Source organism: Streptomyces sp. NPDC001220, assembly GCF_053597895.1.
The window spans coordinates 461,704-488,120 of the sequence record NZ_JBSFJE010000001.1 but is presented as its reverse complement, the minus strand read 5'-3'; the positions used below and the strand labels follow the sequence as shown (position 1 = coordinate 488,120).

The 26,417-nt window shown below is 70.6% G+C and carries 22 protein-coding genes; 10 read left to right on the top strand and 12 right to left on the bottom strand.

The window, feature by feature from the left end:
• Nucleotides 1–45: 45 nt before the first annotated feature.
• Nucleotides 46–1,404, bottom strand: coding sequence for a DUF6716 putative glycosyltransferase (locus ACWDGI_RS02340; protein ID WP_450754500.1), 1,359 nt, complete (start codon nucleotides 1,402–1,404; stop codon nucleotides 46–48).
• Between the two features lie 198 nt (nucleotides 1,405–1,602).
• Here ACWDGI_RS02340 and ACWDGI_RS02335 point away from each other — a divergent pair, with 198 nt between their 5' ends.
• Together ACWDGI_RS02335 and ACWDGI_RS02330 are read left to right on the top strand one after the other, a co-directional pair.
• Nucleotides 1,603–2,580: a glycosyltransferase family 2 protein gene (locus tag ACWDGI_RS02335; RefSeq protein ID WP_450754498.1), complete on the top strand. Its 978-nt coding sequence runs from the start codon at nucleotides 1,603–1,605 to the stop codon at nucleotides 2,578–2,580.
• Nucleotides 2,577–3,911 carry an alpha-2,8-polysialyltransferase family protein gene (locus ACWDGI_RS02330; RefSeq protein WP_450754496.1) on the top strand — a complete coding sequence of 445 codons (1,335 nt, stop codon included), beginning with the start codon at nucleotides 2,577–2,579 and terminating at the stop codon, nucleotides 3,909–3,911. Before ACWDGI_RS02335 ends, ACWDGI_RS02330 begins: the two co-directional genes overlap by 4 nt.
• A 137-nt stretch (nucleotides 3,912–4,048) precedes the next feature.
• Here the strand turns inward: ACWDGI_RS02330 and ACWDGI_RS02325 are convergent, their stop codons facing one another.
• Together ACWDGI_RS02325 and ACWDGI_RS02320 are read right to left on the bottom strand one after the other, a co-directional pair.
• Nucleotides 4,049–6,367: a glycosyltransferase gene (locus ACWDGI_RS02325; protein WP_450754494.1), complete on the bottom strand. Its 2,319-nt coding sequence runs from the start codon at nucleotides 6,365–6,367 to the stop codon at nucleotides 4,049–4,051.
• Complete coding sequence (locus tag ACWDGI_RS02320) at nucleotides 6,364–7,824, bottom strand: glycosyltransferase family 29 protein (RefSeq protein WP_450754492.1); 1,461 nt, start codon at nucleotides 7,822–7,824, stop codon at nucleotides 6,364–6,366. The genes ACWDGI_RS02325 and ACWDGI_RS02320 overlap by 4 nt, the downstream gene beginning before the upstream one ends.
• Nucleotides 7,825–8,085: 261 nt before the next feature.
• Here ACWDGI_RS02320 and ACWDGI_RS02315 point away from each other — a divergent pair, with 261 nt between their 5' ends.
• Nucleotides 8,086–9,216 carry an acyltransferase family protein gene (locus ACWDGI_RS02315; RefSeq protein ID WP_450754490.1) on the top strand — a complete coding sequence of 377 codons (1,131 nt, stop codon included), beginning with the start codon at nucleotides 8,086–8,088 and terminating at the stop codon, nucleotides 9,214–9,216.
• 431 nt (nucleotides 9,217–9,647) lie between these two features.
• The gene (locus tag ACWDGI_RS02310; RefSeq protein ID WP_450754488.1) at nucleotides 9,648–10,055 is read left to right on the top strand and encodes a hypothetical protein; all 408 of its coding nucleotides are present in this window, start codon (nucleotides 9,648–9,650) and stop codon (nucleotides 10,053–10,055) included.
• A gap of 148 nt (nucleotides 10,056–10,203) precedes the next feature.
• On the opposite strand, the gene ACWDGI_RS02305 is transcribed toward ACWDGI_RS02310, so the two are convergent.
• Nucleotides 10,204–10,851, bottom strand: coding sequence for a TetR/AcrR family transcriptional regulator C-terminal domain-containing protein (locus ACWDGI_RS02305; RefSeq protein ID WP_450754486.1), 648 nt, complete (start codon nucleotides 10,849–10,851; stop codon nucleotides 10,204–10,206).
• Nucleotides 10,852–10,922: 71 nt separating this feature from the next.
• Between ACWDGI_RS02305 and ACWDGI_RS02300 the strand changes: the two genes are divergently transcribed.
• On the top strand, nucleotides 10,923–12,314 hold the full coding sequence (locus ACWDGI_RS02300) for an FAD-dependent monooxygenase (protein ID WP_450754484.1): 1,392 nt from the start codon (nucleotides 10,923–10,925) through the stop codon (nucleotides 12,312–12,314).
• Nucleotides 12,315–12,330: 16 nt separating this feature from the next.
• On the opposite strand, the gene leuE is transcribed toward ACWDGI_RS02300, so the two are convergent.
• Both leuE and ACWDGI_RS02290 read right to left on the bottom strand, forming a co-directional pair.
• Nucleotides 12,331–12,987, bottom strand: a complete 657-nt coding sequence (gene leuE, locus ACWDGI_RS02295) for a leucine efflux protein LeuE (protein WP_450754482.1) — start codon at nucleotides 12,985–12,987, stop codon at nucleotides 12,331–12,333.
• A 177-nt stretch (nucleotides 12,988–13,164) separates the two neighbouring features.
• Complete coding sequence (locus ACWDGI_RS02290) at nucleotides 13,165–14,745, bottom strand: acyl-CoA mutase large subunit family protein (RefSeq protein ID WP_450754480.1); 1,581 nt, start codon at nucleotides 14,743–14,745, stop codon at nucleotides 13,165–13,167.
• Nucleotides 14,746–14,842: 97 nt separating this feature from the next.
• Here ACWDGI_RS02290 and ACWDGI_RS02285 point away from each other — a divergent pair, with 97 nt between their 5' ends.
• Nucleotides 14,843–15,742 carry a L,D-transpeptidase family protein gene (locus ACWDGI_RS02285; RefSeq protein WP_450754478.1) on the top strand — a complete coding sequence of 300 codons (900 nt, stop codon included), beginning with the start codon at nucleotides 14,843–14,845 and terminating at the stop codon, nucleotides 15,740–15,742.
• A 218-nt stretch (nucleotides 15,743–15,960) separates the two neighbouring features.
• On the opposite strand, the gene ACWDGI_RS02280 is transcribed toward ACWDGI_RS02285, so the two are convergent.
• Nucleotides 15,961–17,004: a hypothetical protein gene (locus tag ACWDGI_RS02280; RefSeq protein WP_450754476.1), complete on the bottom strand. Its 1,044-nt coding sequence runs from the start codon at nucleotides 17,002–17,004 to the stop codon at nucleotides 15,961–15,963.
• On the bottom strand, nucleotides 17,004–17,669 hold the full coding sequence (locus tag ACWDGI_RS02275; protein ID WP_450754474.1) for an RNA polymerase sigma factor: 666 nt from the start codon (nucleotides 17,667–17,669) through the stop codon (nucleotides 17,004–17,006). The genes ACWDGI_RS02280 and ACWDGI_RS02275 overlap by 1 nt, the downstream gene beginning before the upstream one ends.
• A 718-nt stretch (nucleotides 17,670–18,387) precedes the next feature.
• On the opposite strand from ACWDGI_RS02275, the gene ACWDGI_RS02270 reads away from it, so the two are divergent.
• Nucleotides 18,388–20,655 (top strand): N-acetylmuramoyl-L-alanine amidase, encoded by a 2,268-nt coding sequence (locus ACWDGI_RS02270; RefSeq protein WP_450754472.1) that lies wholly within the window; start codon nucleotides 18,388–18,390, stop codon nucleotides 20,653–20,655.
• A 182-nt stretch (nucleotides 20,656–20,837) separates the two neighbouring features.
• On the opposite strand, the gene ACWDGI_RS02265 is transcribed toward ACWDGI_RS02270, so the two are convergent.
• The 4 genes from ACWDGI_RS02265 to ACWDGI_RS02250 all read right to left on the bottom strand — a co-directional run bounded on the left by ACWDGI_RS02265 (nucleotide 20,838) and on the right by ACWDGI_RS02250 (nucleotide 24,642).
• Nucleotides 20,838–21,218 (bottom strand): hypothetical protein, encoded by a 381-nt coding sequence (locus tag ACWDGI_RS02265; RefSeq protein WP_450754470.1) that lies wholly within the window; start codon nucleotides 21,216–21,218, stop codon nucleotides 20,838–20,840.
• A gap of 156 nt (nucleotides 21,219–21,374) precedes the next feature.
• Nucleotides 21,375–21,914 carry a hypothetical protein gene (locus tag ACWDGI_RS02260; RefSeq protein ID WP_450754468.1) on the bottom strand — a complete coding sequence of 180 codons (540 nt, stop codon included), beginning with the start codon at nucleotides 21,912–21,914 and terminating at the stop codon, nucleotides 21,375–21,377.
• 199 nt (nucleotides 21,915–22,113) lie between these two features.
• Complete coding sequence (locus tag ACWDGI_RS02255; RefSeq protein ID WP_450754466.1) at nucleotides 22,114–22,878, bottom strand: DUF4328 domain-containing protein; 765 nt, start codon at nucleotides 22,876–22,878, stop codon at nucleotides 22,114–22,116.
• Between the two features lie 99 nt (nucleotides 22,879–22,977).
• Nucleotides 22,978–24,642, bottom strand: coding sequence for a beta-N-acetylhexosaminidase (locus ACWDGI_RS02250; protein ID WP_450754464.1), 1,665 nt, complete (start codon nucleotides 24,640–24,642; stop codon nucleotides 22,978–22,980).
• Between the two features lie 155 nt (nucleotides 24,643–24,797).
• On the opposite strand from ACWDGI_RS02250, the gene ACWDGI_RS02245 reads away from it, so the two are divergent.
• The 3 genes from ACWDGI_RS02245 to ACWDGI_RS02235 all read left to right on the top strand — a co-directional run bounded on the left by ACWDGI_RS02245 (nucleotide 24,798) and on the right by ACWDGI_RS02235 (nucleotide 26,403).
• On the top strand, nucleotides 24,798–25,346 hold the full coding sequence (locus ACWDGI_RS02245) for a 2-oxo-4-hydroxy-4-carboxy-5-ureidoimidazoline decarboxylase (RefSeq protein WP_450754462.1): 549 nt from the start codon (nucleotides 24,798–24,800) through the stop codon (nucleotides 25,344–25,346).
• Between the two features lie 188 nt (nucleotides 25,347–25,534).
• Nucleotides 25,535–25,915: a succinate dehydrogenase, cytochrome b556 subunit gene (gene sdhC, locus ACWDGI_RS02240; RefSeq protein WP_043406142.1), complete on the top strand. Its 381-nt coding sequence runs from the start codon at nucleotides 25,535–25,537 to the stop codon at nucleotides 25,913–25,915.
• A 5-nt stretch (nucleotides 25,916–25,920) separates the two neighbouring features.
• The gene (locus ACWDGI_RS02235; RefSeq protein ID WP_450754460.1) at nucleotides 25,921–26,403 is read left to right on the top strand and encodes a succinate dehydrogenase hydrophobic membrane anchor subunit; all 483 of its coding nucleotides are present in this window, start codon (nucleotides 25,921–25,923) and stop codon (nucleotides 26,401–26,403) included.
• Nucleotides 26,404–26,417: the final 14 nt, after the last annotated feature.

Below are 26,417 nucleotides of genomic sequence, written 5' to 3'. Positions count from 1 at the left end.
CTTCGGATGCGTGGAGCTGGGCTCCTTGGCGCGGGATCCGGTCGCTCACAGCTCTCCCATTCGTCGGATCACGGGGGCCACCCGCTGGACGCCGTGGCGGTAGGCGCCGCGTGCGGCCCGGCGCACGATCTGGCGGACGGGGCCCGGGGCCTTGTCGGCGGCGGGCGCGCCGGGCAGCGGTACGCCGTCGGGGCCGAGGTGGTGGCGGGCCAGGATGCCGGGCAGGTAACCGGGCGCGGTCTCGGGTGTGTAGTACGGGTTCAGGGGCGGCAGGCCGCCGGGCCGGGCGAGCAGCTTGGCGATCCGCTCGCGGCCGGCGTCGAACGCGGTGGCGTAGGAGCCGTCGGCGGCGACGCCCTGTCGTGAGACCCACTCGGCGTCGGGCACCGGGCGGTGTCCGGCGTCGAGCTGGTCCCAGGAGGCGAGGCAGCCGGAGCCGACGAAGTGGTGGTTGCCGAACGTCTCGCGGACCCCGAGGTCGGTGAGGACCACGGTGGGGATCCGCCGGTGCAGGGCTTCCAGAGCGGCCGTCGAGCTGACGGTGACCAGGAGGTCCGTGCGGTCGAGTACCTCGCCCATGTGCCCGTACACCAGACGGAAGTTGGCGGGCACGTCCTTGCCCTGGACCAGCTTCTGGTACGGCAGTTCCTCGATGTGGGTGGTGTGCTCGCCGGGCTTGGAGCGCAGCTTGAGCAGCACCTCCCGCTCGGGGTGCTGACGGGCGTGCCGGATGAGGCGGTTGAGCAGGTACGTACGGTCCTTGCGGCTCTCGGGGACCGAGGGCTGGGCCGCGAACACCACGGTGTAGGGCTCGTGTTCACCTTCGTAGGGGTCCCCGCCGAGGAACGGCAGCGCGACCTCGGTCACCGAGGAGGAGTCCGCGCCGACCCCGTCGTACACGGCCCGGAAGCGGTCCGCGTCCTGGCGGGAGTTGGCGAGGACCAGGTCCGCGCCGTGCCGCAGCAGCAGACCGTCGGCGAGCTTCTCGTAGACGACGCCGACATAGCCGGTGACGACGACGGGCCGCTTCTCGCGGCCGGCGAAGACGCTGCGCAGCCCGTGCAGCATCGCCTGCACCCCGCCGCCGACGAGGGAGAGGACGAGGATGTCGTACGACTCCGTGCCCTCGGGGTCGGCTTCCGTGCCCGAGGGCCCGGCTTCCATGGCACGCAGGAACTCGACGGCCGTCACTTCGCGGAGCGAGTCCGCGTGGACGCCGACCTCCTGGAGCTGGCGGGCGGTGGGGGTGGCACGGCCGCGCAGGAGGTAGCCGTCGAGCCGGACGTCCGAGTTGTCGCTTTCGTTGGGGATCAGGCGCTTCGCGGTGAGCGCCCCCCACTTCCACCGAGTATCGGAATCCGCCAGGACGGCCACCCGCAGGGACTTCGTTGCACTTGCTGGCACATCCAAGACGCTAGGAAGCGTTTCCGAGGATCTCCCGAACCCGAATCCAACAAAGGGTTAACAACACATCGCCGAATGGCGAATCAGCCCGGGATAAGCCTCGAAAAAGCCCCGATTCATAGCTTCGACACATGTCGTTCACCTGGTGTCAAGACAACGGTCAGGACGGATGACGGGCGCCCCTCTAACGTCCCCCACGTGGTCAAGCTCTCCGTCATCGTGCCGTTCTACAACGTGCAGCAATACGCGCCCGACACCCTGAGGAGCCTGCGCGCGAACGCGCGTGAGGACTTCGAATTCATTCTCGTCGACGACTGCTCGACCGACGGGACACCAGAGATTCTCGCGCGAGCCGAGCGCGAGCTGCCAGGCGCGGTCCATGTCAGACACGAGCTGAACGGAGGGCTGGCCACCGCGCGCAACACCGGCATCGACAAAGCACGCGGCGAGTACGTCACCTTCCTGGACGGCGACGACTGGCTCGCGCCCGGCTACTACCCGGACCTGGTGACCGCGATCGAGTCGCTGGGCTGCGACTTCGTCCGTACCGACCATGTGCAGTGCACCGCGCGCGCACGGGTCGTGCACCGGGTGCCGGTCGGCCGCCGCAACACCGTCATGAACCCGCGGGAGGCGATCCTGCCGACCGACCGGACCACCTCCGTCGACTACGCGTACGCGTGGGCGGGGGTCTACCACCGCCGTCTGGTGGACAAGGGGCTCGTCCACTTCACGGACGGCCTGCGCACGGCCGAGGACCGGCCGTGGATCTGGAAACTGCACCGGGAGGCCGAGTCCTTCGCGGCGGTGAACCTGCTCGGCGTCTTCTACCGGCGTGGCGTAGCCTCGTCACTCACGCAGATCGGAGATGTCCGTCAGCTCGATTTCATTCGCGCGTTCGACCAGGTGATCGAGGAAACCGCAGAGGACGCGGACGCGAAGGAACTCCTGCCGAAGGCCGTCCGTACCTACTGCGCCATCATTTCCCATCACCTGGGATCCATCGAAAGGTTCGAGCCCGCGGTGGCGAAAAAGCTGAAATCCATGAGTGCCGCCGCACTGCGGCGCATGCCGCAGGACGTGCTGGACGAGGCCCTGGACTCCATGGACCTCCAGCGCGCCACCAAGCTGCGCCGGCTGCGCCGCCGTCCCGCTCCCGCGGGGGCCGCCGCGTGACGACCCAGATCTTCCAGGCGTCCACCCTCTACGGCACGGCCACCCTCGCCGCCGCCCTGGACTCCGGCGCCTTCCGCCCGGCCGACCGGCGCATCCTGCTGGTCTGCAACAACGCGGCCACCCCGGAGACCACTCCGGGCCTGGACGCGGCGCCGGGCTTCGAGCGGCTGCGCGACCGCTTCGACGACGTGATCTCGTACAACGAGACGATCTTCCCGTTCCACCCCGGTGGCTGGGCCCCGCGCCCGGAGGACTTCCCACTGTGGGAACGCTTCCTGCGCCACGAGTGGCGGCTCGGCGACGACGACGTCGAGTTCGCCGTCGAGTCGATCCAGGTCAACCCCTCGCTCAGCCTCACCCAGATCTTCATCGGCGCCCCGGTCACGGTCTACGCCGACGGCCTGATGAGCTACGGCCCGACCCGCAACAAGATCGACCCGCTGGTCGGCACCCGGGTGGACCGGGTCCTCCACCTCGACCTGGTGCCGGGTCTGAAGCCGATGCTGCTCACCGAGTTCGGTGTCCCCGGCGAGGTCGTGCCGACCCCCGCCTTCACCAAGGTGCTGGCCGAACTGGCCCCCAGCGGCGACGAGTTGCCGCAGATCGAGGAACCGGCCCTGCTGCTCGGCCAGTACCTCTCCGCGCTCGGCATCCTCTCCCCCGAACAGGAGGAGGACCTGCACGTCCGGATGTTGAAGGGCGCCGTCGAACTCGGCCACACCAAGGTCGTGTTCAAGCCGCACCCCTCCGCCCCGGCCCGCTTCGTGCACACCCTGGAGCAGGAGGCCGAGAGGCTCGAGGTCGACCTCACCGTCCTGGACACCACGGTCCTCGCCGAGGTGCTGTACCAGAAGATGCGCCCCGCGCTGGTCGTCGGCTGCTTCTCCACCGCGCTGCTCACCGCCTCCGCGCTGTACGGCCTGCCGACCGCCCGGATCGGCACCGACACGCTCCTCGACAAGCTCACCCCGTACGAGAACAGCAACCGCGTCCCGGTCACCGTCGTCGACGCGCTGCTGCCCTCGCTCACCGACCGCAAGGCCGTCGAGGAGCAGCGCGCGCTGCTGACCGTCGGGGAACTCACCGATCTGCTCCGGGCGGTGGGCTTCGCGATGCAGCCGAAGATCCACCCGCAGCTGCGCCAGGAGACCGAGCGCTATCTCACCAAGCACCTCAACGACACGACCATCCGCTACTTCAAGCGCAAGCGCCTGACCTCGCTCGCGCTGCCCGGCGGGCTTCCGGCCCAGCTGGGCTTCCTGCCGCGCAACGCGACGGTGCGGCGGATGGCGCGCAAGGCGCGCAACCTGAGGCGGGTCGTGCGCCGGTAGCTCCGCTGGTAGCGCCGTGTCAGGTCGTCGTTCGGCTGCGGCGCCGTGGTGGCTGGTCGCGCAGTTCCCCGCGCCCCCAGGCGGCGGCTGCGCCGCCGATCAGGGGCGGGTCCGAGTCCGGACCCGCCCCTTCGGTGTCACCTGGCCAGGATCTTCTTGATCGTGGCCGCGTTCTCCTGGGTGACCTTCCACAGCTGTTCCTGCCGGTCGTGCACGTCGGCGACGGTACGGCTGTGGTTGTCGAGGATGCCGATCGCGCGCTCGGTGAGGATGTCGCCGAGGTCGCGCTCGTGCACCGAGACGCCCCACTCGGGCCGCTCGATGTCGTTCAGGAAGTACGCCATCTTCGGGTGCGAGATGAGCGAGATGATGGGCGTGCCGACCCCGAACGGGATCATGCCGGCGTGCCCGCGCATGCCGATGACCAGGCGGGTCTTGGCGTACGTCTCACGGATCTCGTCGTTGGAGAAGTCGTACATCGGGATCACCGGCAGCGAGATGCCGTGCTCGCGGCGCAGGTCGAAGGCGATCTTCTCGTCGTCCAGCGAGTGCGCGACACACTTGACCTCGGTGTGCGCGCCGATCTTGCGGACGGCCTTGGCCATCTCGGCGAGGAAGTGCGCGTAGTCGTGGCCGAAGCGCAGCCCCGCGCGGTCGTAGGCCGCGTTGAGCAGGACCGTGTCCTCGCGGTACGCCGGGTCGGTCCAGCCGGTCACCAGCTGGCGCATGACCGTGGTCGGGCAGGGCTGGAAGACGACCTTGTCCTGGAGCTCCGGCGGGAGCATGCCGCGGACCTTGGCGATGGAGCCATGGTTGCGCAGGCCGAAGAAGGACGACTTCTCGACCAGCAGCCGCAGGCTCTCGTTGAACCGGGTGGCGCGGTAGGACTGGCCGTCGAAGGCGTTGAAACCGACCGCGTAGATCATGATCGGCACGTCGATGGCGCGCAGGTGCTCGTCCGGGACGTTCCACTGCCAGGCGCTGTTGCCGTTGGGCATGGTGTCCGGGATGAACAGACCGCCGCCGCCGATGACCAGACCCCGGCGGGCGTTGACCCGCTCCAGGGCGGCCTGGTCGAAGTAGCGGTGGGCGTGCACCGAGTGCCAGCGCCGGGAGGAGGTGTCCGGGCCGAAGCCGAGCCGGACGGTCTCCGGGAGCAGCTTGTCGCCCGCGTTGCCCTGCCGGTCCATGTAGAACGCGACGTGCGCCAGCTGGTCCTCGGCGCTGCCCTGCTCCTGGGAGGGGACGGCGGCCGCGCGCTGCGCCCACAGGCGGCTGGGGCGGTGCGTGGGGTCGACGGTGAGGCCGGCGGTGGCGTACCGGAGGGCCTCGGTGTTGTCGCCGTGCACCCAGGCCATCTGGGCGAGCCGGGAGAAGGCGGTCGCGGCCCGGTTGGGGGCGGCGCTGGCGAGCAGCAGCTGGGTCTTGGCCTCGTCGTAGCGGGAGACGCTCATCAGGGCGTGGCCGAGCACCTCGTGCGGCCAGGCCTCGTCCAGCGGTATGCGGACGCTGCTGAGCACGTCGACGGCGTCCTGGTAGTCGCCGGCCGCGATGTGCGCGGCGGCCACCTTGCGGGCGATCTCCACGTCCCCGGTGCGCTTGACGTGCGGGGTGCCGAAGTGGACGACCAGGTCGTGGTGGAGGCCGCCGGAGGAGGCGAAGTAGGCCGCGTGGAAGTCGGCGTCGTTCATCTCGAACTCGCGCCAGCGGTCCTCGGCCTGCGCGTAGCCGGACTCGCCGCCCTGCCAGGGCTTGTGCCGCCCGGTGAAGTGCAGGATCTTCGTCTCCTCCGGGACCGGGAGGTCGCCGGAGAGCCGCCGCTTGACGAAGTTGTACTTGGCGTCGAGGCGGACGAAGTCGCCGTCCAGGACGGCGTTCAGGATGCCCTGGTCGTGCTTGTCCAGCTCGTACTCGCCGCTGCGGCCGGTCTTGTCGATCTTCGCGCAGAACTCGTCGGACAGGTACTCCTTCTGGATCACCAGAAGACCGGAGTTCAGCTTGTGCTGCCCGTAGAAGAACTGCGGCACGGCCGCGAGGCCCTCGCGCAGCTCCAGGAGCTCGCCGAGACCACCGAGGACGACCATGTCGGTGTCCAGGGTGATGACGGTGTCGTAGTCGCGCAGCCGGAAGATGTCGAGAATGAAGTACGCCTTGCGGACCAGGTAGTTGTCCTGGTCGCCCTTGACGTACGAGTCGTAGTGCGTGTCGTTGACCCGCTGCAGCACGATCCGCGGGTGCAGGGCGCGGATCTTCGCGATGGAGGCCGGGCGCAGGTCGTCGTAGAGCACGACGAAGTCCTCGCAGACGCCCGGGTTGGACAGGGCGAGGCTGCGCAGCAGGACCAGGAAGCCGGGGAGGTAGTTCTCGTCCACGTAGGACGCGAACGCGATCCGGCGCTTCTTGGTGAGGGCGCTCGCGTTGGTGTTCGGTATCGCCGGGGTGAAGGTGGTCGTCATCGCAGGGAGATCCTCATGTCGCTCACGCTCTGGGCCCGCTGCATGACCCAATCCTTCTCGCTGGTGTATTCGTGCACGGAGGTGATGGCCAGCTTCATGGCCTCCTGCACGCGGTAGGCGCCGCTCTCGTAGAAGTCGAACCCGATCAGGTCCAGGGTCGGGCTGACGTCCAGGAAGTCCAGCAGCCAGAGCATGTTGAAGCCCGAGGTCGGGATGCCCGACCAGGCGTCGGCGCCGATCTGCCCGATGTTGCGCATCGGCCAGCGCAGCGACTCGTCGGCGAGGTACTTCTGGGCGCCGGGCACCAGCTTGTTGCGCAGCGAGTGCTTCCAGTCACCGGAGACGCCGCCGAAGATCAGCCGGGTGGTCACCGGCTTCTCCCAGTTGAAGGCGTGCTTGTGGATGCTGACGTGGATGTCGGTGCGCTCACCGGTGTGCTTCGGGTCGATCTTGTACGAGTTGAAGCGCACGACCAGGTCGTAGTCGTCGATCTCCTTGCCCATGCCGCTGGCGCCCACCCGGCCCGAGTTGGCGATCAGGCAGATCGACTTGCCGGCGATCTGGTTGCGGAACTCCCCGAGGGTGATCCACTGCACGCCGTCGAAGGTCGGGTTGCCGACCGGGCCGCGCATCCGGATCCGGCGCTGCTCGGCGTAGAGCGCGACCGCGTCGGTGAGACCGGCGTCACCGCCCTCGGCGAGGCGCAGGTCGAGGTACTGGCTGAGCAGTTCCTGCCGGTCGTTCACCGGCGCCTCGTCCGCGGCCAGGGCGAGCAGGGCGCCCACCAGGCGGGGCTCGGCGGCCTTCCAGTCACCGACGGCCTGCAGGGCGAGGCCCTCGGCCCAGGTGGCCGTGGAGGGCTCGCGGACGTGGTCCGTGGCGGCGGGGACCTGGCGCCCCAGGAGGTCCAGGAGTTCGCGTTCGCGTTCGGCGGCGCGGCGCAGGCCGGAGATCCGGTTGGCGACGCCGAAGCCGTCCTCCTGGGTGAGTTCGAGGTAGCGCTCGTAGGCCTCGACGGCCTCGCTCTCCTCGCCGAGTCCCTCCAGGATGCGGGCGCGCAGCCGCCAGCCGGCGCGGGAGTTCTTGCGCTGGGCGAGCACGGTGTCGCTGATCACCAGGGCGAGGTTCAGCTCGTCGTTGTAGCCGCACTCCAGGGCCTTGTTGGCGACCGCGAGCAGGGCGTCCAGCAGGTCGTTGTTGATGCCGCCGGAGGGGCTCGCCGCGCCCTTGACGGCGCGCTTGAGAAGCGCCGTCGCGCCGCCGGCCGGGGCCGGCGCGGGCGTGGTGGTGCCTTCCGTGGCGACGACCACCAGCAGTTTGCGCAGCTGCTCCGCCAGCTCCGCGCGACGGCGGTCGAGGCTGCCGACCACTTTGCCGCTGTGCACAGCGCAGGCGTGCAGGCAGTCGTCCAGCTCCCCTCCGCGCGCAGGTGCCCGCCTGTTCTGGACCCTCGTCATAGCTCTCCTGATTTTGCCAAGCAAAGCTTGTGCAACTGCTGTGTGTGGTGGGGTGCCCCGCACAGGGGGGATGGATGGAGAAACTAGGAAGCCAAAACGACCATATGGTTAACGAATCCCGACGGGTAAGAGAATGGTTAGCAGGTTCACCGCGCACTTCCTATGGTTCCCCCAGGTGACGGTATGGGACTTCCACGTCCCGGGGACTCTGTGAACAGATCGGATGATTAACCGCCCGGGACCGGGTAGGTGTCTCGGACCATGTCTCTCGCAACCCCCACAAAGGCGCTCCCGCCTGCGAAGATTGCCGTCGCACCGGCCCCACCCGGACGACCGCGCCCCCGACTCCTGGCCCTCGACGGACTGCGGCTGCTGGCCGCGCTGATGGTCTGCCTCTACCACTACACAGGGCGCGGCGGAGTGGTCTCCGCGTCCTGGCACCAGAACCCCGCCCACGTCTTCCCGACCCTGTCCCGGGCGGCCGTCTACGGCTGTCTCGGCGTCGAGTTCTTCTTCGTCATCAGCGGCTTCGTGATCTGCATGAGCAGTTGGGGCCGCTCCCTCGGCGACTTCTTCCGCTCCCGCGTCGCCCGCCTCTACCCCGCCTACTGGGTCGCGCTGGTGCTGATCACCGGCGCGTCCCTGGTCCTGCCGGCCGTGGTCCACGCCGTCCGGCTCGACGAGTTCCTGGTCAACCTGACCATGCTGCAACAGCCGATGGGCGCGCCCCGCGTCCTCGGCGTGTGCTGGACGCTCTGGGTGGAGGTGCGCTTCTACGCGCTGTTCGCGCTGCTCGTCGTGGTGCCCGGCGTCACCTACCGCAGGGTGGTGCTGTTCTGCTCGGTGTGGACCCTGGCCGCCGTGCTCAGCACCTCGGCCGGCGGCCCCTGGACCGACCTGGTCGTCATGCCGCAGTACGCCCCGTACTTCATCGCGGGCCTGGCCCTCTACCTGGTCCACCGCTTCGGCGGCGGGGTGCTGCCCTGGGGCATCGTGGCGCTCTCCTGGATCCTCGGACTGCGCACGGCCACGGAGGGGCTGTGGCACGCCGGTTCGCCCCGGAACCCGTACGTGGTGATGCTCGTCGTCACGCTGGCCTACGCCGCGGTGGCGGCGGTGGCGGCGGGCTGGACGCGCTGGGCCGCCTGGCCCTGGCTGACCACGGCCGGGGCGCTGACGTACCCGTTCTACCTCGTGCACGAGCACCTGGGCTGGTTCGTGATCCGGGTGCTGCACCGGGGCTGGGGGCTGCCGCCGTGGCCCACGCTGGCGTTGACGGTGCTCGGCATGCTGGGCCTGGCCTGGCTGATCCACCGCTATGTGGAGCGGCCGTTCGGGCCCCGGCTGAAAACGGCGTTGAAGGGCGATTCCCGCACCCGGCATCCGGTCTAGCCGACCCGCTCGGTATCGCCGGAGGCAGCGAATTCGGCGCCTTGCCGACGAGTTGCGGCTCGTCGGCAGGGCGCCGTGCCGGAAAATGATTTGACTTTGCGGCATCCTTGCCTTCCTACGCCTTCTCGGCCACGCCGAATGCCTCCTTTGCCCGGCATTTCGGGACTCGGTGAACAAACAGGCCGGCGCTGCTCACAGACGCGCACCCACCCCGGTTCACCGCCCTTTCTTCGCATTGGTCCGCAATGCGCTCCGCGAGCCGGACACGACGGACGAATTCGAGTTTAATTCCAATACCTCTTTCCGTACCTGGAGGCCCTCCGTCCCATTGACGCGAGCGGCCGATAACCATGCTTGTGAGATCGACTCGTGCACTCCTAGCGTGAGCCCGGAACAAGCCCGGCAAGATCGAACCGAACAGAGGAGAGCTCGTGAAGTCTCGTTTCCGCCTGTCGGCCGCTGCCGCTGTGGTGTCCCTGGCGGCGTTCGGCGCGGTGGGGGTCTCCACCTCGCCCGCGTCCGCCGCGACCGCCACCTGTTTCGGGTACACCGGAAACCTCAACGAATACGGCGCGGACTTCGTGGACTGGCAGTACGGGCCGGACGAATGCTTCGGCGTGGCCCCGTCCGGAACCATCTGGCACACCTGGTCGGGCGCGGGCGGCTGGAAGGAAATGCCGGGCGACGGAAAAGCCCTGGCCACTGTCGGCTACTTCGAGTCCTCCGCCGGGAAGGCCATCAAGGTCGTGACTGCGGCCGGCAACTACTACTGCAACTACGACGACTACGCGACCAATACGTGGGGCGGCTGGTACCGGACGAGCACCGACCACTGCTGAACCGGAAAAAACCCGTTCCCGGGCGGTTGCGCAACCGCCCGGGAACGGGTTTTTTTCGACTGGGACCGTGTACCACGGAACCGAGTTCCTGTCATTTTCTTTTTTCACGGTGCGCGGACCCGGTGCGCCGACGACACGGATTTCCTCGTCACACGCCGTACCGAGCCCCGACACCCGCGATGATGATCTCCAGGCCGGTTTCGAACTGGCTGTCGTAGTCGGTGAAGATCTCCCGGCCCGCCGCCGCCGACAGCGGGAAGTCGGCCAGCAGGCGGGCCCGTTCCTCCATGTCGTAGCCCTCTCGGCGTTCGCCGGGGAGGGGCTGGACGCCCTGTTCCTCCGTCACGAAGCCGATGGTGTAGGCGTTGGCCATCGCGCCGATCACGGCCGCCTGGGCGAGGGTGAAGCCGGCCTCCGTCATGACGCGCAGGTACGCCTCCTGTACGCCGGCGTGGTCGATGCCCGTGAAGCGCGAGCCGCTGTAGACCTTGGCGCCGTCGCGGTAGCCGAGCAGGGCCGCACGCAGCCCGCCGCTCATGGTGCGCAGCACGTTCTGCCAGGTGCCGGAGGGGTCGAGTCGCGCGTCCGCGACCATCCGGCGGTACATCTCCGTCGCCATCTCGTCGAGCAGCGCCTGCTTGTCCTTGAAGTGCCAGTACAGAGCGGGCGCCTTGACGTCCAGCTCCTTGGCGATGGCCCGCAGGGTCAGCCCGTCCAGGCCGACCTCGTTCAGCAGGCGCAGGGCCGTGTCGGCGACCCGGCGGCGGTCGAGGGGTGCGCGTCGTTCCGTACTCACGCTTGACAGCTTAACAGCGTTAAGGGCAGCCTTGTCGCCGACGGCACTTAACGACGTTAAGGAGATGTGTGATGGACGTCCTGATCGTGGGCGCGGGCCCCACCGGACTCACCCTCGGTATCGACCTCGCCCGGCGCGGGGTGGACGCGCTGGTCGTGGAGGCGGGCGAGAAGCTGTTCGCCGGCTCGCGCGGCAAGGGGATCCAGCCCCGCACCCAGGAGGTCTTCGACGACCTCGGGGTGCGCGATGCGCTCCGCGCGGCCGGCGGCCCCTACCCGCCCCAGCTGTTCTGGAAGAACGGCGAGCCGCTGGAGACACAGCCGATCTTCGACGAGGTGGCGGCGGACGAGGGCGCGCCGTACACCGATCCGCTGATGGTCGCGCAGTGGCGGACGCAGGAGGTGCTGTACGCACGGCTGCTGGAACTCGGCGGCCGGGTCCGGTTCGGGCAGGCCCTGACGGGTCTGGAACAGGACGCGGAGGGGGTGACCGCCCACTTCGCCGACGGTACGACCGCCAGGGCGCGCCATGTGGTGGCGGCGGACGGAGGCCGGTCTGCCGTACGGCGTGCGGTGGGCGTCGCGATGACCGGCGAGTCGGTCGACCCGAACCCCTTCCTGGTGGCCGACCTGCGGGTGCGTGGCCTCGACCGCGACCACTGGCACGTCTTCGCCGGCGCCGACGGCAACGGCGTGGCGCTGTGCCCGCTGGCCGGCACGGACGACTTCCAGCTGAGCGCGAAGCTGCCCGAGGGCACCGAGGCCGACCTGTCCCTGGAGGGCGTACGGCGCCTGGTGTCGGCGTACAGCCACCTCGGCGCGGCGGACGTCACCGAGGTGCGCTGGGCCTCCGACTTCCGCCCGCGCGCCGCCCTGGCCGACCGCTTCCGGGTGGGCCGGGTCTTCCTGGCCGGAGACGCCGCCCATGTCCACTCCCCGGCCGGCGGCCAGGGCCTGAACACCAGCGTCCAGGACGCCTACAACCTGGGCTGGAAACTGGCCGCGGTGCTCGCCGGCGACGCCCCGGACGCGCTCCTGGACACCTACGAGGAGGAGCGCCGCGCGAACGCCGCCGCCATGCTGAACCTCTCGACGGGCGTCCACCGCGGCGAGGTACGACGCGGCCAGGCGACGGTCCAGCTGGGGATCGGCTACCGGGAGTCCTCACTGACCGCGGAGACCCGGGCGGACCCGGGGCCGGTGCGGGCGGGCGACCGCGCGCCCGACGGACGGAACGCGGACGGGGTGCGGATGTTCGACGCCTTCCGGGGACCGCACTGGACCCTGCTGACCCCGGAGCCCGTCCACACCGTCCCGGAGTCGGTGCGCCGGCTGCCGGCCCCGGAGTCGTACGGCCCGGGCCTGTTCCTCGTCCGCCCGGACGGCTATGTGGGCTGGGCGGGCGACAAGGCCGAGGGCCTGACGGAGTACGCCCGGCGCACCGGGGCCTGGAACGCGCGGTAGGGGTGCGGGCGCTGCCTCACGCGCTCGCCAGCGTCAGCTTCACCGCGAAGCCCAGGAACAGCGCCCCCGCCGCCGAGGTCGCCGTCGCCGCCAGACGCTTGCGGCGGCGGAAGGCGGCGGCCAGCCTGGTGCCGCTGAATATCAGGGCGGTCAGGTACAGGAAGCTGGCCAGCTGGGCGAAGGCGCCGAGCACGACGAAAGACAGCGCCGGGTAGGCGTACCCCGGGTCCACGAACTGCACGAAGAAGGCGACGAAGAACAGGATCGCCTTCGGGTTGAAGAGGCTGATCACCAGGGCGCGGCGGTAGGGCCGCTCCGGTGTGACGGCGGCCGGTGCCGGACCGCTCTCCTCGGCCGCGCGCTCCCGCCGGGTCCGCCACATCGACCGGGCCGCCCGCAGCATGCCGACCGCCAGCCAGGTCAGGTAGCCGGCGCCCGCGTACTTCACGATCCCGAACAGCACGGCGTTGGCCTGGAGCAGCGAGGCGACCCCCGCCGCGGACAGCGTCATCAGCACGGTGTCTCCGCACCACACCCCGGCGGCGGCCGTGTAGCCCGCCCGTATCCCCTGGCGGGCGGCGACCGAGAGCACGTACAGCGAGTTGGGGCCGGGCAGCAGGACGATCAGGACGAGGCCTGCCAGATAGGTGGGGAGATCGATGACACCGAACATGCGAAGAAGTCTCGCACGGGGGTCTGACACCGCACCCGCCCGTGCCGGCCGGAGGGCATCCGCCGGAGTCAGCAGGTGTCCGCCGGAGTCAGCAGGTGTTCCACCGGGGTCAGTCAGCAGGTGTTCCACCGGGGTCAGTCAGCAGGTGCCACCCGGGTCAGAAGGTGTCCACCGGGGTCAGAAGGTGTCCACCGGGATGTAGGTGCCCCACACCTCCCGCAGCGCGTCGCACACCTCGCCGACCGTCGCGCGGGCCCGCAGGGCCGCCTTCATCGGGTGGAGGACGTTGTCGGCGCCCTCGGCGGCCCTCTTCAGGGCGGTCAGGGCCGAGTCGACGGCCCGCCGGTCCCGTTCGGCGCGCAGGCGGGCGAGCCGTTCCGCCTGCCGGACCTCGATGGCGGGGTCCACGCGCAGCGGCTCGTAGGGTTCCTCCTCGTCAAGCCGGAAGCGGTTGACCCCGACCACCACCCGCTCCCCCGCGTCCGTCTCCCGCGCGATGCGGTAGGCGTTGCGTTCGATCTCGCCCTTCTGGAAGCCGGCCTCGATCGCCGCCACCGCGCCGCCCAGTTCCTCGACCCGGCGCATCAGACCGACGGCCGCGCCCTCCACGTCGTCGGTCATCCGCTCCACCGCGTAGGAACCGGCGAAGGGGTCCACCGTCGCGGTGACGTCGGTCTCGTGGGCCAGCACCTGCTGGGTGCGCAGGGCGAGCCGGGCGCTCCTGTCCGTCGGCAGGGCGATCGCCTCGTCGAAGGAGTTGGTATGCAGCGACTGGGTGCCGCCGAGGACCGCGGCCAGGGCCTGGACGGCCACCCGGACCAGGTTCACCTCCGGCTGCTGGGCGGTCAGCTGGACGCCCGCCGTCTGGGTGTGGAAGCGGAGCATCAGCGACCTGGGGTTCCGTGCCCCGAACTCCTCCCGCATCACCCGCGCCCAGATCCGCCGCGCCGCACGGAACTTGGCGACTTCCTCCAGCAGCGTCGTACGGGCCACGAAGAAGAAGGACAGACGGGGTGCGAAGTCGTCCACGTCCATGCCGGCCGCGACCGCGGTCCGCACGTACGCGATGCCGTCGGAGAGGGTGAAGGCGATCTCCTGCGCGGGCGAGGCGCCGGCCTCCGCCATGTGGTAGCCGGAGATCGAGATCGTGTTCCACCTCGGGATCTCGGTACGGCAGTACCGGAAGATGTCCGCGGTGAGCCGCAGGGACGGTCCGGGCGGGTAGATGTACGTGCCGCGCGCGATGTACTCCTTGAGGACGTCGTTCTGGATCGTCCCGGTCAGCCGGTCGGCGCTCACCCCCTGTTCCTCGGCCACCAGCTGGTACAGCAGCAACAGCACGGCAGCCGGGGCGTTGATCGTCATCGACGTCGACACCTGGTCCAGGGGGATCCCGCCGAACAGCACCCGCATGTCGTCGACCGAGTCGATCGCCACGCCCACCTTGCCGACCTCGCCGTGCGCCAGGTGGGCGTCGGAGTCGTGGCCCATCTGGGTGGGCAGGTCGAAGGCGACGGACAGACCCGTGGTGCCGTGGGCGATCAGCCGCCGGTAGCGGGCGTTGGACTCGGCCGCCGTACCGAAGCCGGCGTACTGGCGCATGGTCCAGGGGCGGCCGGTGTACATCGTCGGGTAGACGCCCCTGGTGAAGGGGTACGACCCCGGGTCGCCGAGTTCCTCGGCGGGGTCCCAGCCAGCGAGGGCCGACGGGCCGTAGACCGGCTCGACGGGCAGTCCGGACTCCGACTCACGAACCATGGCGGCTGACCTCCGCGGTGCGCCGGTGCGGCGGGGCGTCTCACTTCCCACCATGCTCCCTTGTTCGGCGGCGGTCACGCGGGGAAGCATCCTCGGCATGAAGGTCTCGGGGTACTCAGGGATCGTGGGGCGGCCCGCGGGCACGCTCGCCTCGGCCGCCGTACTCGCGGCACTCACCGCGCTCTGCGCCTGCACCGTGCAGCCGCCGGACGGCACGGACGGCAAGGGGAACTCGCCCGTCCATATCGAGCTCCCGCACAGCCGGACACCCGCCGGAACAGGAGGACCGGCACCCGGCGAGGCATCGAGCCGGCCCCCCGGTGAGACCCCGGCCCCGACGCCGTCCGTCGTCGAGACCGACCCGCCGCACATCGTCTTCACCCGCGGCGACACCGGTACCGGCGTGCGTGAGCTGCAGGCCCGGCTGCGCCAGGTCGCCTGGCTGTTCGACGGGCCGACCGGGACGTACGACGACCTCACCGCCGAGGCCGTCAAAGGCTTCCAGGGCAGGCGCGGGCTGCCGCGGACGGGCGAGACCGACGCCGTGACCTGGCAGCGGCTGCGGCGGATGACGCACACGCCGGGGAAATGGGAGCTGTACCTGATGGGCGGTCAGCCGGCCGCCGCGCCCGATCCGCGGTGCCTGACCGGACGGGTGCTGTGCATCAGCAAGACCAGCCGGACGCTGCGCTGGATGATCGACGGACGCACGGTGTCGACGATGTCGGTGCGGTTCGGGGCCCAGTACACCCCGACCCGTGAGGGCGTGTTCCACATCTACTGGAAGTCCCTCCACCATGTGTCGACGCTCTACCACTCACCGATGCCGTACGCGATGTTCTTCAGCGGCGGCCAGGCGGTGCACTACTCGTACGACTTCGCGGCCCGGGGTTACGCGGGCGGCTCGCACGGCTGCGTCAACGTCCGGGACGAGGCGGCCGTCTCGGCTCTCTTCGCACAGGTGCGCAACGGCGACAAGGTCGTCGTCTACTGGTGAGAGACGGAAGGTGTGTGGGGCGCGGGCGGGACCGGGGGAACGTGTCCCGCCCGCGCCGAGTGCACGAGCCACGGGTACGGGGGGAACCCCGGCTCTGTGCGACGGCCGATGACCAGTCGGCTCACTCTGTACTGCGCCACCACCGCTGAAAACGTCACACCCTGCCGGAAAAAAGTTCAGCGGGTTTCAAAATCGCAGGTCACAGCGGTGCGTAAAGGTCAAAGCGCTCGGTATACGGGGTCGGGCGAGGGGCCTGGCCGGTTCGGCAGGAGGGGAGCGAAGGCCGTCGGGGCGGGCGCGGCCACACCGTCCTGACGGTGGTCGTGGCCCCGGCCGTGGCCTCGGCCGTCACCACCGCGCCGGCCGGGACGGCCGTCTTCGTCACCGCCCTGGCCGTTGCCGTTGCCGCCCGAGTCCTTGTTCTGACCGCCCTGGCCGCTGCCGTCGCCCTTGTCGTCGTCGGAGACGCCGTTCTGGCCGGCCGCGCCGGCGCCGAGGAGGACCTTGCAGAACCTGTCGACCCGTCGGGAGCCGCCCGCCATCCCCTCCAGGGCACGCCTGCGGTCGGTGCCCAGGGACTTGCCGTCCTGGATGTCACGGCAGAATTTCAGGGCACGGTGCCACCGGTCCCCGGGAGTGCCGGCCGAACCGGTGCCCCGGTCCTTCGGCTTGCCGGACGGGTCGGGCGAGGGGCGGACGGGGGCCCGGGGGGTGACGTCCGCGGAGGGCGCACCGGTCTCGCCGCCGAGCAGGGACTCGGTGGACGGCGAGTCCTGCGGGTGTACGGGGATGCCGGCCGCCGAGACGGAGGCTCCCGGCGCGGGACGGTGACCGTCGAAAGGCGACGGCAGCACCCCGGTGCCCGCGGCCACCGCGACCCCGCCGAGCATGCCGACGGTCAGCACGGCGGCCAGGGCGAACCGCGCGGGACGGGCCCAGCCCGGGACCCGGAGCGGCCGGGGACCTGCTCCGATGCGGACGAGGCCCGCGTCGGAGCCCCGCCCCGGCCTGCGCGGCTGCCGCGCCACGGACGTCCACTCGTCCTCGGCGGATTCGCGCGCTTTGCGGAAGGCAGCCAGCGCGGCTTCCTCGCCGGGGAGTTCGACGGTGTCCGGCACGCTCCGCACGGAGAGCGCCCCGAGCGTCCTGGCGAGGCGTTCTGCCTGTTCACGGGCGGATTCGTCGACGGCTTCCAGCGACTCACCGCGCAGCAGACGTTCCGCCGTCACCCGGTTCAGCCACTTGTCCTGCTCGTCGGCCATCACATGTCCTTCTGCGTCCGCGAACGCGTATGCGTCACAGTGGCGGACGTCACCGCACGATCCTTCGGTTCTCGCTGGGGCGGCAGCGCGTCGAGGACGACGCCCGCCTGCTCCGGGTCGGCGCCGAGCAGTTCCGCGAGTTTCTTCAGGCCCCGGTGGGCGGCCGTACGGACCGCGCCGGCGCGTTTGCCGAGCGTCTCGGCCGCTGTCTTGGCGTCGAGGCCCATGACGACCCTGAGGACGACCGCCTCGGCCTGGTCCTGGGGCAGCCGGGCGATGAGGGAGAGGGTGGAGCCGGTGGTCAGCGCCTCGATGGCCTCGCCGGCGGTGTCCGACTCGGCGGCCCGGCCGGTCAGTTCCGTCTCGTCGCCGCCGATCGCGGGGCGGCGGCCGCGCATCCGTATGTGGTCGAGGGCGCGGTTGCGGGCGATCCGGGCGGCCCAGCCGCGGAACCGGTCCGCGTCGCCCTCGAACCGGTCGAGGTCGCGGGCTATCTGCAGCCAGGCCTCGGAGGCGACGTCCTCGGCGTCCGGATCGCCGACCAGCGTGCGGACGTATCCGAGCAGGCGAGGCTGCACAGCGCGATAGACGATGCGGAAGGCGGTTTCGTCCCCGTCCTGTGCCGCACGTACCGCGGTGGTCAACTCCGCGTCGTCCCCCAGCACCCGATCCCTCTTTGCGCCTCATCCGGCGCCGCTCTCGCGGACGTGGTTCTCGCCGTCGTGGTTCCTCAATTGATGGTTGCGGTAATCGGGACGCAGATGGTTGCGGTGGTCATGCGTCCCCCGCGGCCCGGCGCGAAAGGCACGTTACGACCTGAAACCGCTCGCCGTCCACGTCCGTACAAAGTGCAACTAACTCGTGACGCCCTGCGGTGTGACAGAAAACGCACTCTTGGCGCTGAAGAGGGTACGGGCCGCCGCGCGGTCCGTGCCGCGCGACGACCGGGGCCTCTCCTGTGGGGGGTGGCGGCCCCGGTCGTTGCTTCGGTGCCTCGCGGAAGCGCCAACGCCGGGTGACTCAGGGCCGGTTGGCCGCTCCGGTTCCTGATGCGCGGGATCGGTCGCCGCATTCGAATCGCCCGTACTGTCGGGCTGTTTCGTATTGCTGGACTTGCCCTTCTTCATTCCGTTCGTGATCATCTGCGGGCCCCATCTGGGCGCAGTACACGGTTACGTTCGTCTCACCGCACGCGGCCCGCATCAACCGCTGCCGGGCCGTGTTCACATCGGCGGCCCTCCGCGAGTGACGTTTGGTCAGGACGGGGCGCTGTCTCTAAGGGGCACCTGTGCGACAGGTGTGCCGGGTGCGACAGCTGTGGTCTTTTTCTAGGGGTGGGGACGAGTGAGTTCACGCGGAAAGCGTGCGTACGGACCGTTGAGCATGAAGCGACGGGTGTGGCTGACGCTCGGCGCGGTGGTCCTGGGCGGCGGGGGTGTGGCGACGTACGCCGTGGCCGGCCCGTCCGGCCACGGCGCCGCGGAACAGGCCAAGCGGCCGGTGAAGGTCTACGAACTGGCCCTCAAGGACGGCGCGAGCGGCGAGCGCGAGCTGCCGCGTACGAACACCGCGCGGTTCTCGATGCTCGGTGTGTCCTGGACGGGGGCGACGAAGCGGCTGCACGGCACCGCCCAGGTACGCACCCGCAGTGTCGCCTCCGGAAAGTGGACCGCCTGGCAGGACCTGGAGGCGGCCGACCCGCTGGAGGACCCGCAGGCCGAGCCCGACGCGCGTGGCGCGTCCGAGCCGCTGTGGGTCGGTCCCTCCGACGGTGTCCAGGTCCAGATAGTCCATCAGGACGGCTCCACCAGCTCCGGTCTGCCCAAGGGGCTCCAGGTGAACCTGGTCGACCCCGGGGTGGCGACCAGCGCGGAGACGAAGGCCGAACCGGCCGCGTACGTGGCGGAGGGCACCCCGAGCGACAGCGCGTCGCCCACCGACTCCGGCAGCGCCTCGCCCACCGACTCCGTCTCGCCCAGCGAGTCCGTGCCGGCCTCCGTCCCGGCATCCCCGAGCGACAGCGCGTCGGCGTCACCGAGCGACTCGGCCTCCGCGTCGGCGTCCCCCTCCGCGTCGGCTTCGCAGAGCGCGTCCGCGAGCCCGTCGGCCACCACGCCCCCCGCGCCGCCGTCCACCGTCCCCGAGCCGCCGATCGTCTCGCGCGCCGGCTGGGGCGCCGACGAGTCGCTGAGCCCCGACCCGTCGGAGTACAACGCCGACGTGAAGGCCGTCTTCGTCCATCACTCGGACGGGACCAACGACTACTCGTGCTCCGACTCCGCGGCGATCGTGCGGGGCATCTACGCGTACCACACGCAGACCGAGCTGTGGAACGACATCGGCTACAACTTCCTCGTCGACAAGTGCGGCACGATCTTCGAGGGCCGCAAGGGCGGTGTCGACCGGCCCGTGCTCGGCGCGCACACCTACGGCTGGAACCGGGAGTCGGCCGGTATCGCGGTGCTCGGTGACTACACCTCAACCGGCGCCACCGACGCCGCCCTCGCGTCGGTCGCCCGGATCGCGGCCTGGAAGCTCGGCCAGTACGGCGCCGACCCCGCCGGCACCGTCAAGCTCACGGCGGGCGCGACCCAGACGAACTTCTTCCACACCGGCTTCACCGCGGGTACCGCGTACACCTTCAACCGGATCTCCGGTCACCGCGACGGCTACAACACCGAGTGCCCCGGCAACTCCCTCTACCCCCAGCTGCCGACGATCCGCGCCTGGGCGGCCGGCCCGGTGCAGGGCCTGAAGCTCACCTCGCTGTCCGGCGCGAGCCTGTCCGGCTCGACGTACTACAGCAAGGGCGCGATCACGGCGAAGTGGTCGACCACCACCCCCGGTTCGCTGATCTCGAAGTTCGAACTGCTGGTGGACGGCAAGGTCACCGCCACCGCCGCCGGGACGGCCACCTCGGTGGGCGCCACGCTCGGCGCGGGCAGCCACAGCGTCGCCGTACGGGCCGTGCACCAGTCGGGCAAGACCACGACCACGGCCGCGGTGACCGTCGTCACCGACACCACCGCGCCGACGTTCACCACCGCGCCGAAGCTCTCCCTGCGCACCGGCACCGTCAGCACCACGGCCGTCCCGGTCACCCTCGGCTGGAAGGCCACCGACAACGCCGCGCTGAAGTCGGTGAGCCTGCTGACCCCGACGACGGCCGCCTTCGGACCGACCACGACCAGTTCCAGCCGCACGGCCAAGTCCGCTGCCGCGAGCACCTGGTCGATGAAGGCGTACGACTACGCGGGCAACACCCGCACCTCGTCGCCGTCCTTCACCCCGGTGATCCTCCAGGAGACCTCGGCCACCAAGTCCGGCACCTGGACGGCCCGTTCGTCCACCAGCTACCTGGGCGGCAAGTCGTACTCCAGCGGTTCCAAGGGCGCGAGCCTGACCTGGACCTTCACCGGACGGTCCGCGTCCTGGGTGGTCTCGCGGGCGTCCACCTCGGGCCAGGCGTACGTCTACGTCGACGGCACCAAGGTCGCGACCGTCGACCTGAAGTCCTCGACGACCTCCTACCGCCAGGCGATCTGGACGAAGACCTGGTCGTCCAGCGCCAAGCACACCGTGAAGATCGTCGTGGTCGGCACCAGCGGCCGTCCGACGATCACGACGGACGGCCTGGTCTACATCAAGTAGCCGGGCTCGAGTAGCCGAGTCGACCGGTTCGGGCGTCCACTCCCGCGCAGTCTGCGGGGTGGGCGCCCGGTCCGCGTTCACGACCACTCCGGCGACGAGCGCGGCCGGCGGCGGCGCGGCCGTCGCCCACCGGGCGGCGGCGTTGAAGCCCTGCGTCAGCGGCGCTTTTGCCGAGCCCCCCGCTATCCCATGGCGTCCCGGCACAGCAGCCGCAGCGAGCCGTGGCCGCCGTAACACCGCCGGGCCTCGTCGACGGGGTCCCAGAGCCGGCCGTCGGGGGTGCGGACCCAGTGGTCGCCGCCGGACGACCACCATTCGGCGCCGGTGTGACGGGCGATCACCTCGCCGGCGTAGCACCCGAGGCCGCGCAGCATCTCCCGTACCGCGTCGTACGGCGCGCCCTCCCGGCGTATCTCCTCGATCATCCGGTCGACCCGCCACAGACTCTGTGCGGAGTAGTCGAGCCGGACCCGCGCGCCCTCGCGCATCATGGCCACCGCGTCCGCCGCCCAGCGGGCCGGTTTCGTGGCGGCGTGCGGCCTGGTCTGCTGCTGTGCTGTCACGTAGTGAACTGTCACATAGGGAAAAGCGAGGTCAGCAACGGTTTCGTCACTCCGGTTCGGGGTGTTCCGGCAACCGGTGCAGGACCCCCGCAAGTCCGCCGCAGCTCCGTCGCACTGCGCTCACAGGAACCTCTCGGGCGGCCCTTCGCGGCCGGTTCAGCCGCGCCCGCGGGCCCGGCGCGACACCACCGCGCGCAGCACCCGGCGGCCCTCGGTGGAGACGTCCAGCGCGCGGCGCAGTCCGGCCGCGCCGTGTCCGGCGAGCAGTTCGAGGACCGTGACCTGGCGGCGCAGTTCGGCGGCGACCAGCGGGGACATGTCCTCGGTGCCGCCTTCGCGGCGGGTGTCGACGGAGGGTGCCGGGTCCTCGGCGGGGTCGAGGAGCCGGTGGATGCGCAGCGAGGCGACGGAACAGGCGTCGGCCCACAGCCGTACCTCGTCGGGGGCGCGGTGCACGGGGGCGGCGTCGAGCATGCGACGGGCGAGCAGCTCGGCCTCGGCCTCGCCGGGGTCGAGCGCGTCCCGGGCCTGCTCCAGGCCCGCACCCCATCCGGAGCCGTCGGCGAGGCTCGTCCACAGCGGCCGCAGCACCAGGTCGTCCCCGCCGAGCAGCGGCACGCACCGATCCAAACAAGCCAGTCCGCTGGCGGCAAGCCCGCGTTCATCGGCCTGCGCGATCAGCTCCACCAGGCTCATCCCACGCCCCCAATCGGTATGTACCAAGGCGCCGACCTGTACGGAGCCCGCACTTCCCCTTACTGCGTGCAAGGGCCCGGGAGTGTCACAGCGGTACGGCGCCCAGCAGACCGGGCAGCCGGAAGAAAGGGTTTTCGGCCAACGGCGCCGACGGATCGGGGCCGGCGGTCAGTACCGGGGAGACGCGTGCGGCCGTGGATCAGAGCGCGGCCGGGGCGGTGCCCGCCAGCGCCTTCTCGTGCTGCATCCGGGTCAGCCGTACGACGACGAGGATCGCGAGGACGGCGGCGGCGATGTCGAGGGCGTCCGAGACCAGCATCCCCAGGGCGTCGTCACGGGCCTGGGCCGCGCCCTCGGCGTCGCCGTTGCCGCCGGTCACGGCACGGCCGGCGAACAGCGAGGCCAGCCAGAGCGTCCACCAGGCGTTGACCAGCGCGTGCGAACGGGCCGTCCCCCAGGGGCTGCTGGCGTCCCAGATGTCGAGGGTGATCCGGCGCGGGATCCAGAGGTTCGCGACCGGCACGAACCAGCCGCCGATCGCCCAGCCCGGCGATTTTCGGTGCCCGAACGGGTTGAAGACCTGGGCGTTGGCCCGCACCCGCTGGAACCAGCACAGGTACACCACCGCGCAGCTGACCAGCGACACGGCCTGGGCGCCGGCGGCGAGCCCGGAGAGCGCGTCGGCTCGGTCGGCCCGGCGGAACGCGGCGGCGCCGGTCTCCCCGTCGGCCAGGGCGCCCGTGGTGTCGTACTGGAGCAGGTCCGCCCAGACGGCGAACAGGTCGGCGGCGACGACCGCGCCGAGCAGCACGGCGGCGGCCCAGCCGAGCCCCGCGGGCGAGCGCAGCCACAGCCCCGGCGCGCCGCCGAAGACCGGGACGGGCTCGGGCGGGGCGCCCAGGCAGCGTGGGCACAGGGTGGCGCCGGGCGCGGCGGCGAAGTGGTGGCAGCGGGCGCAGATCAAGTCGGTCCCCCGGGGTAGGGCACGCGACCCTCCCCTGGTCCGCGCGCGGAAGCGGAACATACGGCCCGTCACCGCCGTACGTCCACCTCTCGTCGCATGTCAGCCCAGCTTGCCCGCCAGCGTCTTGAAGTCGGTCCAGGACATCGCCGGGGTGCCCGGGTCCCAGAGTTTCTGGATGGTGGCCCGCAGCGGCATCCGGATGCCGGCGGCGACCTGGTCCTGCGTCTGGGAGTTGGCGAGGTCGCACCAGACGGCGAAGGAGCCGCCGAGGATCTGGGGGTCGTACCGCGTGGCCACGGCGCCGGTGCCGCGCAGCACGCGCGGGGTCCACTGCTGGTAGATCCGCTGCCCGGTCGGATAGACGAAGGTGTTGGGCTCGCCGAGGACGTAGTAGAGGAACTCGTCGTTGTAGTTGAGGACCTTCCGGCCCGCGCGAAGGTACTCCACCGGCTGCCGGGCGCCGATCTCCTTGCCGGTCCAGTAGGCGACCTGGAGGTCCTCGGCGGGCTGCACGGAGGTGCCCCGGAAGAAGCCGTCGTTCCAGACCCGCATGGTGCGGTCGTGGGCGCGGACGGTGTCGGCGCGGTCGTTGAGCCAGCCGGTGGTGAGGTCGGCGACGGTGCCCGAGGCGCCGTACGCCTGCTGGGCGGCGTCCGCCAGCTGCGGGTAGGAGGCCTGCGGGTCTCTGACGGCGAGCGCCTGGTACTCGTCGCCGCCGAGGTTCCAGTAGGAGCCCGGGAACAGGTCGGCGTACTCGTCGAGCAGGTCGTCGACGATCTTCGCCGAGTCGTCCTGGGAGATGTCGACGGCGCCCTTGGTGGCGACGCCCTGCGCGTTGCGCAGTTGCAGATCCGGGTGGGCGGCGAGCACGGCGCCGAGGTGACCGGGCGAGTCGATCTCGGGCACCACCTGGATGTGCCGGCCGGCGGCGAGGGCGACGATCTCCTTGACCTGCGCCTTGGTCAGATGGTCCGAAGAGACGATCTCGGGGTGGGTGCTGGACTCGATCCGGAACCCCTGGTCGTCGGAGAAGTGCAGTCCGAACTGGTTGAACTTCAGATCGCCCAGTTCCTTTATCCGGCTCTCGATCCAGGCCGCCGTGAACGGCTTGCGCGCGATGTCCAGCATGAACCCGCGCTGCGGCTTGGCCGGCTGGTCCTTCACGACCCCCTCCGGCGCGCTGCCGCCGCCGTGCACCTCCTGCTTGAGCGTCCGGGTGCCGTAGAAGACACCCGCGTCACCGGGCCCGCTGATCCGCACCGACCCGCCGCGCACGGTCATCGTGTACGACTCCGGGTCCCCCGTCCCGCCGAGGTCGAGCCGCAGGTCGCCCGGCTTGACGTCCTCGTTCGCCGCCTTCTGCCCGGCGTACGACAGCCCCAGCTCACCCGCTGTCAGCCGCCCCTCGTCGACCAGCGCCGCGTCGCTCACCACGACCCGCTCGCCCTTCCGGGGGCGCCAGCCGGGTCCGCGGGCGGCGGTGTGGGAGCGCACGGCGGGGATGGTGCGCGGCGCCTGGGACAGGGGGTAGCTGCGGGTCGGCGTGGGGGTCGGGGTCGCGGCCCGATCGGCGGACGAGGCGGCCGTCCCGCTGCCGGACGGTCGCCGGGTGGCCGATCCGGCCGGGTTCCCGCCGTCGCCCGAGGTGGCGGCCCACACACCGATGCCGGTGCCGATCGCGACGGTTCCCACGAAGGCCGCGGCGATCACCGCCCGTCTCCGTGTCAGCTGCCGTGCCGAGGGCCTGCGCTTGTGCTGGCTCACCGGTCCAACCTATGACGCATCCACCGCTCAGGCGTCATCCAACCGCTCCGAAACTCTCCCCTTCGGGTGAAATTGAGGCAACCAACCGACACACCGTGAACGTCCTCGATAACGTCGACGACACATCTCTCACAGCATCCCCTGCCACACCACATGTGACGCGAGGACCCACGCTGCCCGCCCACCGCCCGCCCCAGCTCCCCACTCCGCTGGACGCGTTCAACGCCGCCCCGGACGACGAGGTCGGCGCCCTGCTCCTGCACTGCCTGCGCAGCCCGCGCTGGTCCCGGCGACTCGCCGACCACCGCCCCTACCCGGACATGGAGTCCCTGCTGGCGGCGGCGGACGAGGCGGCCTACGACCTGTCCCCGGCAGACCTCGCCGAGGCCCTGGCGGGCGAGTGCCTCCCCGAGCTGCCCGAGGACACCTACTCGGCGGCCCACACGGCCCTGACCGCGGCCCACGCGGCCTACGAGGCCAAGTTCGGGCATGTGTTCGTGATCCACTTGGGGGACATCCCGCCCGAGGAGCGCTTGGACTGCGTTCTGGAAGGCATCTACTCACGTTTGAAGAACGATCCGGAGGACGAGCGGGTGATGTCCGCGGAGCAACTCCGGCGCCTTGCACACGGGCGTCTGACGGAGCTACTCAGGGGCGCGGGGAACTGCGCGACCAGCCCAAACGCTCCCGCACCCGGCAAATGACCGAACCCCCCACCCCGGATGCCGCCCGGCTAACCCATACGCGTGCCACTTTGATCACACCGGTAGGCCCGGCGTAAGCCCAGCCGCACCGCATCGCTACGATGCTGGGGGCCGGTGGACCGTACCCGGCCGGGCCCGACCGACACCAAGCCGGCGCGGCCCCAATCCCCGCTCCCGGAGGGACTTCCGTGCCGGCTGGAACGCTGTACCGCGGCCGGGAAGGAATGTGGTCCTGGGTGGCTCACCGAGTCACCGGCGTCCTCATTTTCTTCTTCCTGTTCGTTCACGTGCTGGACACCGCTCTCGTCCGTGTCTCCCCAGAGGACTACGACAAGGTCGTAGCCACGTACAAGACGCCGATCGTCGCGCTGCTGGAGTACGGCCTCGTGGCCGCCATCCTCTTCCACGCGCTCAACGGCCTGCGCGTCATCGCCGTCGACTTCTGGTCGAAGGGCCCGCGCTACCAGAAGCAGATGCTCTGGACGGTCGTCGGTGTCTGGGTCGTCCTGATGGCCGGGGCCATTTACCCCGTTCTCGGCCACGCCGCTCGTGTCCTGTTCGGGAGCTGACGCAGATGTCGACCACTGAAACCCCCGCAGCCGGCGTCGGCCCCGTCGAGGGTGCCCCCCTCTTCAACGTCGACAACCCGGCCCCGCTCATCGAGGCGCCGCGCAGGCGCACCAAGAAGTCCCCGAAGTCCACCCGGGGCAACTTCGAGATGGCCGCCTGGCTGTTCATGCGGCTGTCCGGCGTCGTGCTGGTCGTCCTGGTCCTCGGCCACCTGCTGATCCAGCTGGTGCTCGACGGCGGCGTGTCGAAGATCGGCTTCGCGTTCGTGGCCGGCCGCTGGGCCTCGCCGTTCTGGCAGGTCTGGGACCTCCTGATGCTGTGGCTGGCGATGCTGCACGGCGCCAACGGCCTGCGCACGGTCATCAACGACTACGCGGAGCGCGCGAACACCCGGCTGTGGCTGAAGGGCCTGCTCTACACCGCCACGGTGTTCACCATCCTGCTGGGCACGCTGGTGATCTTCACCTTCGACCCGAACATCCGCTAGGCACGGGGCTGCGA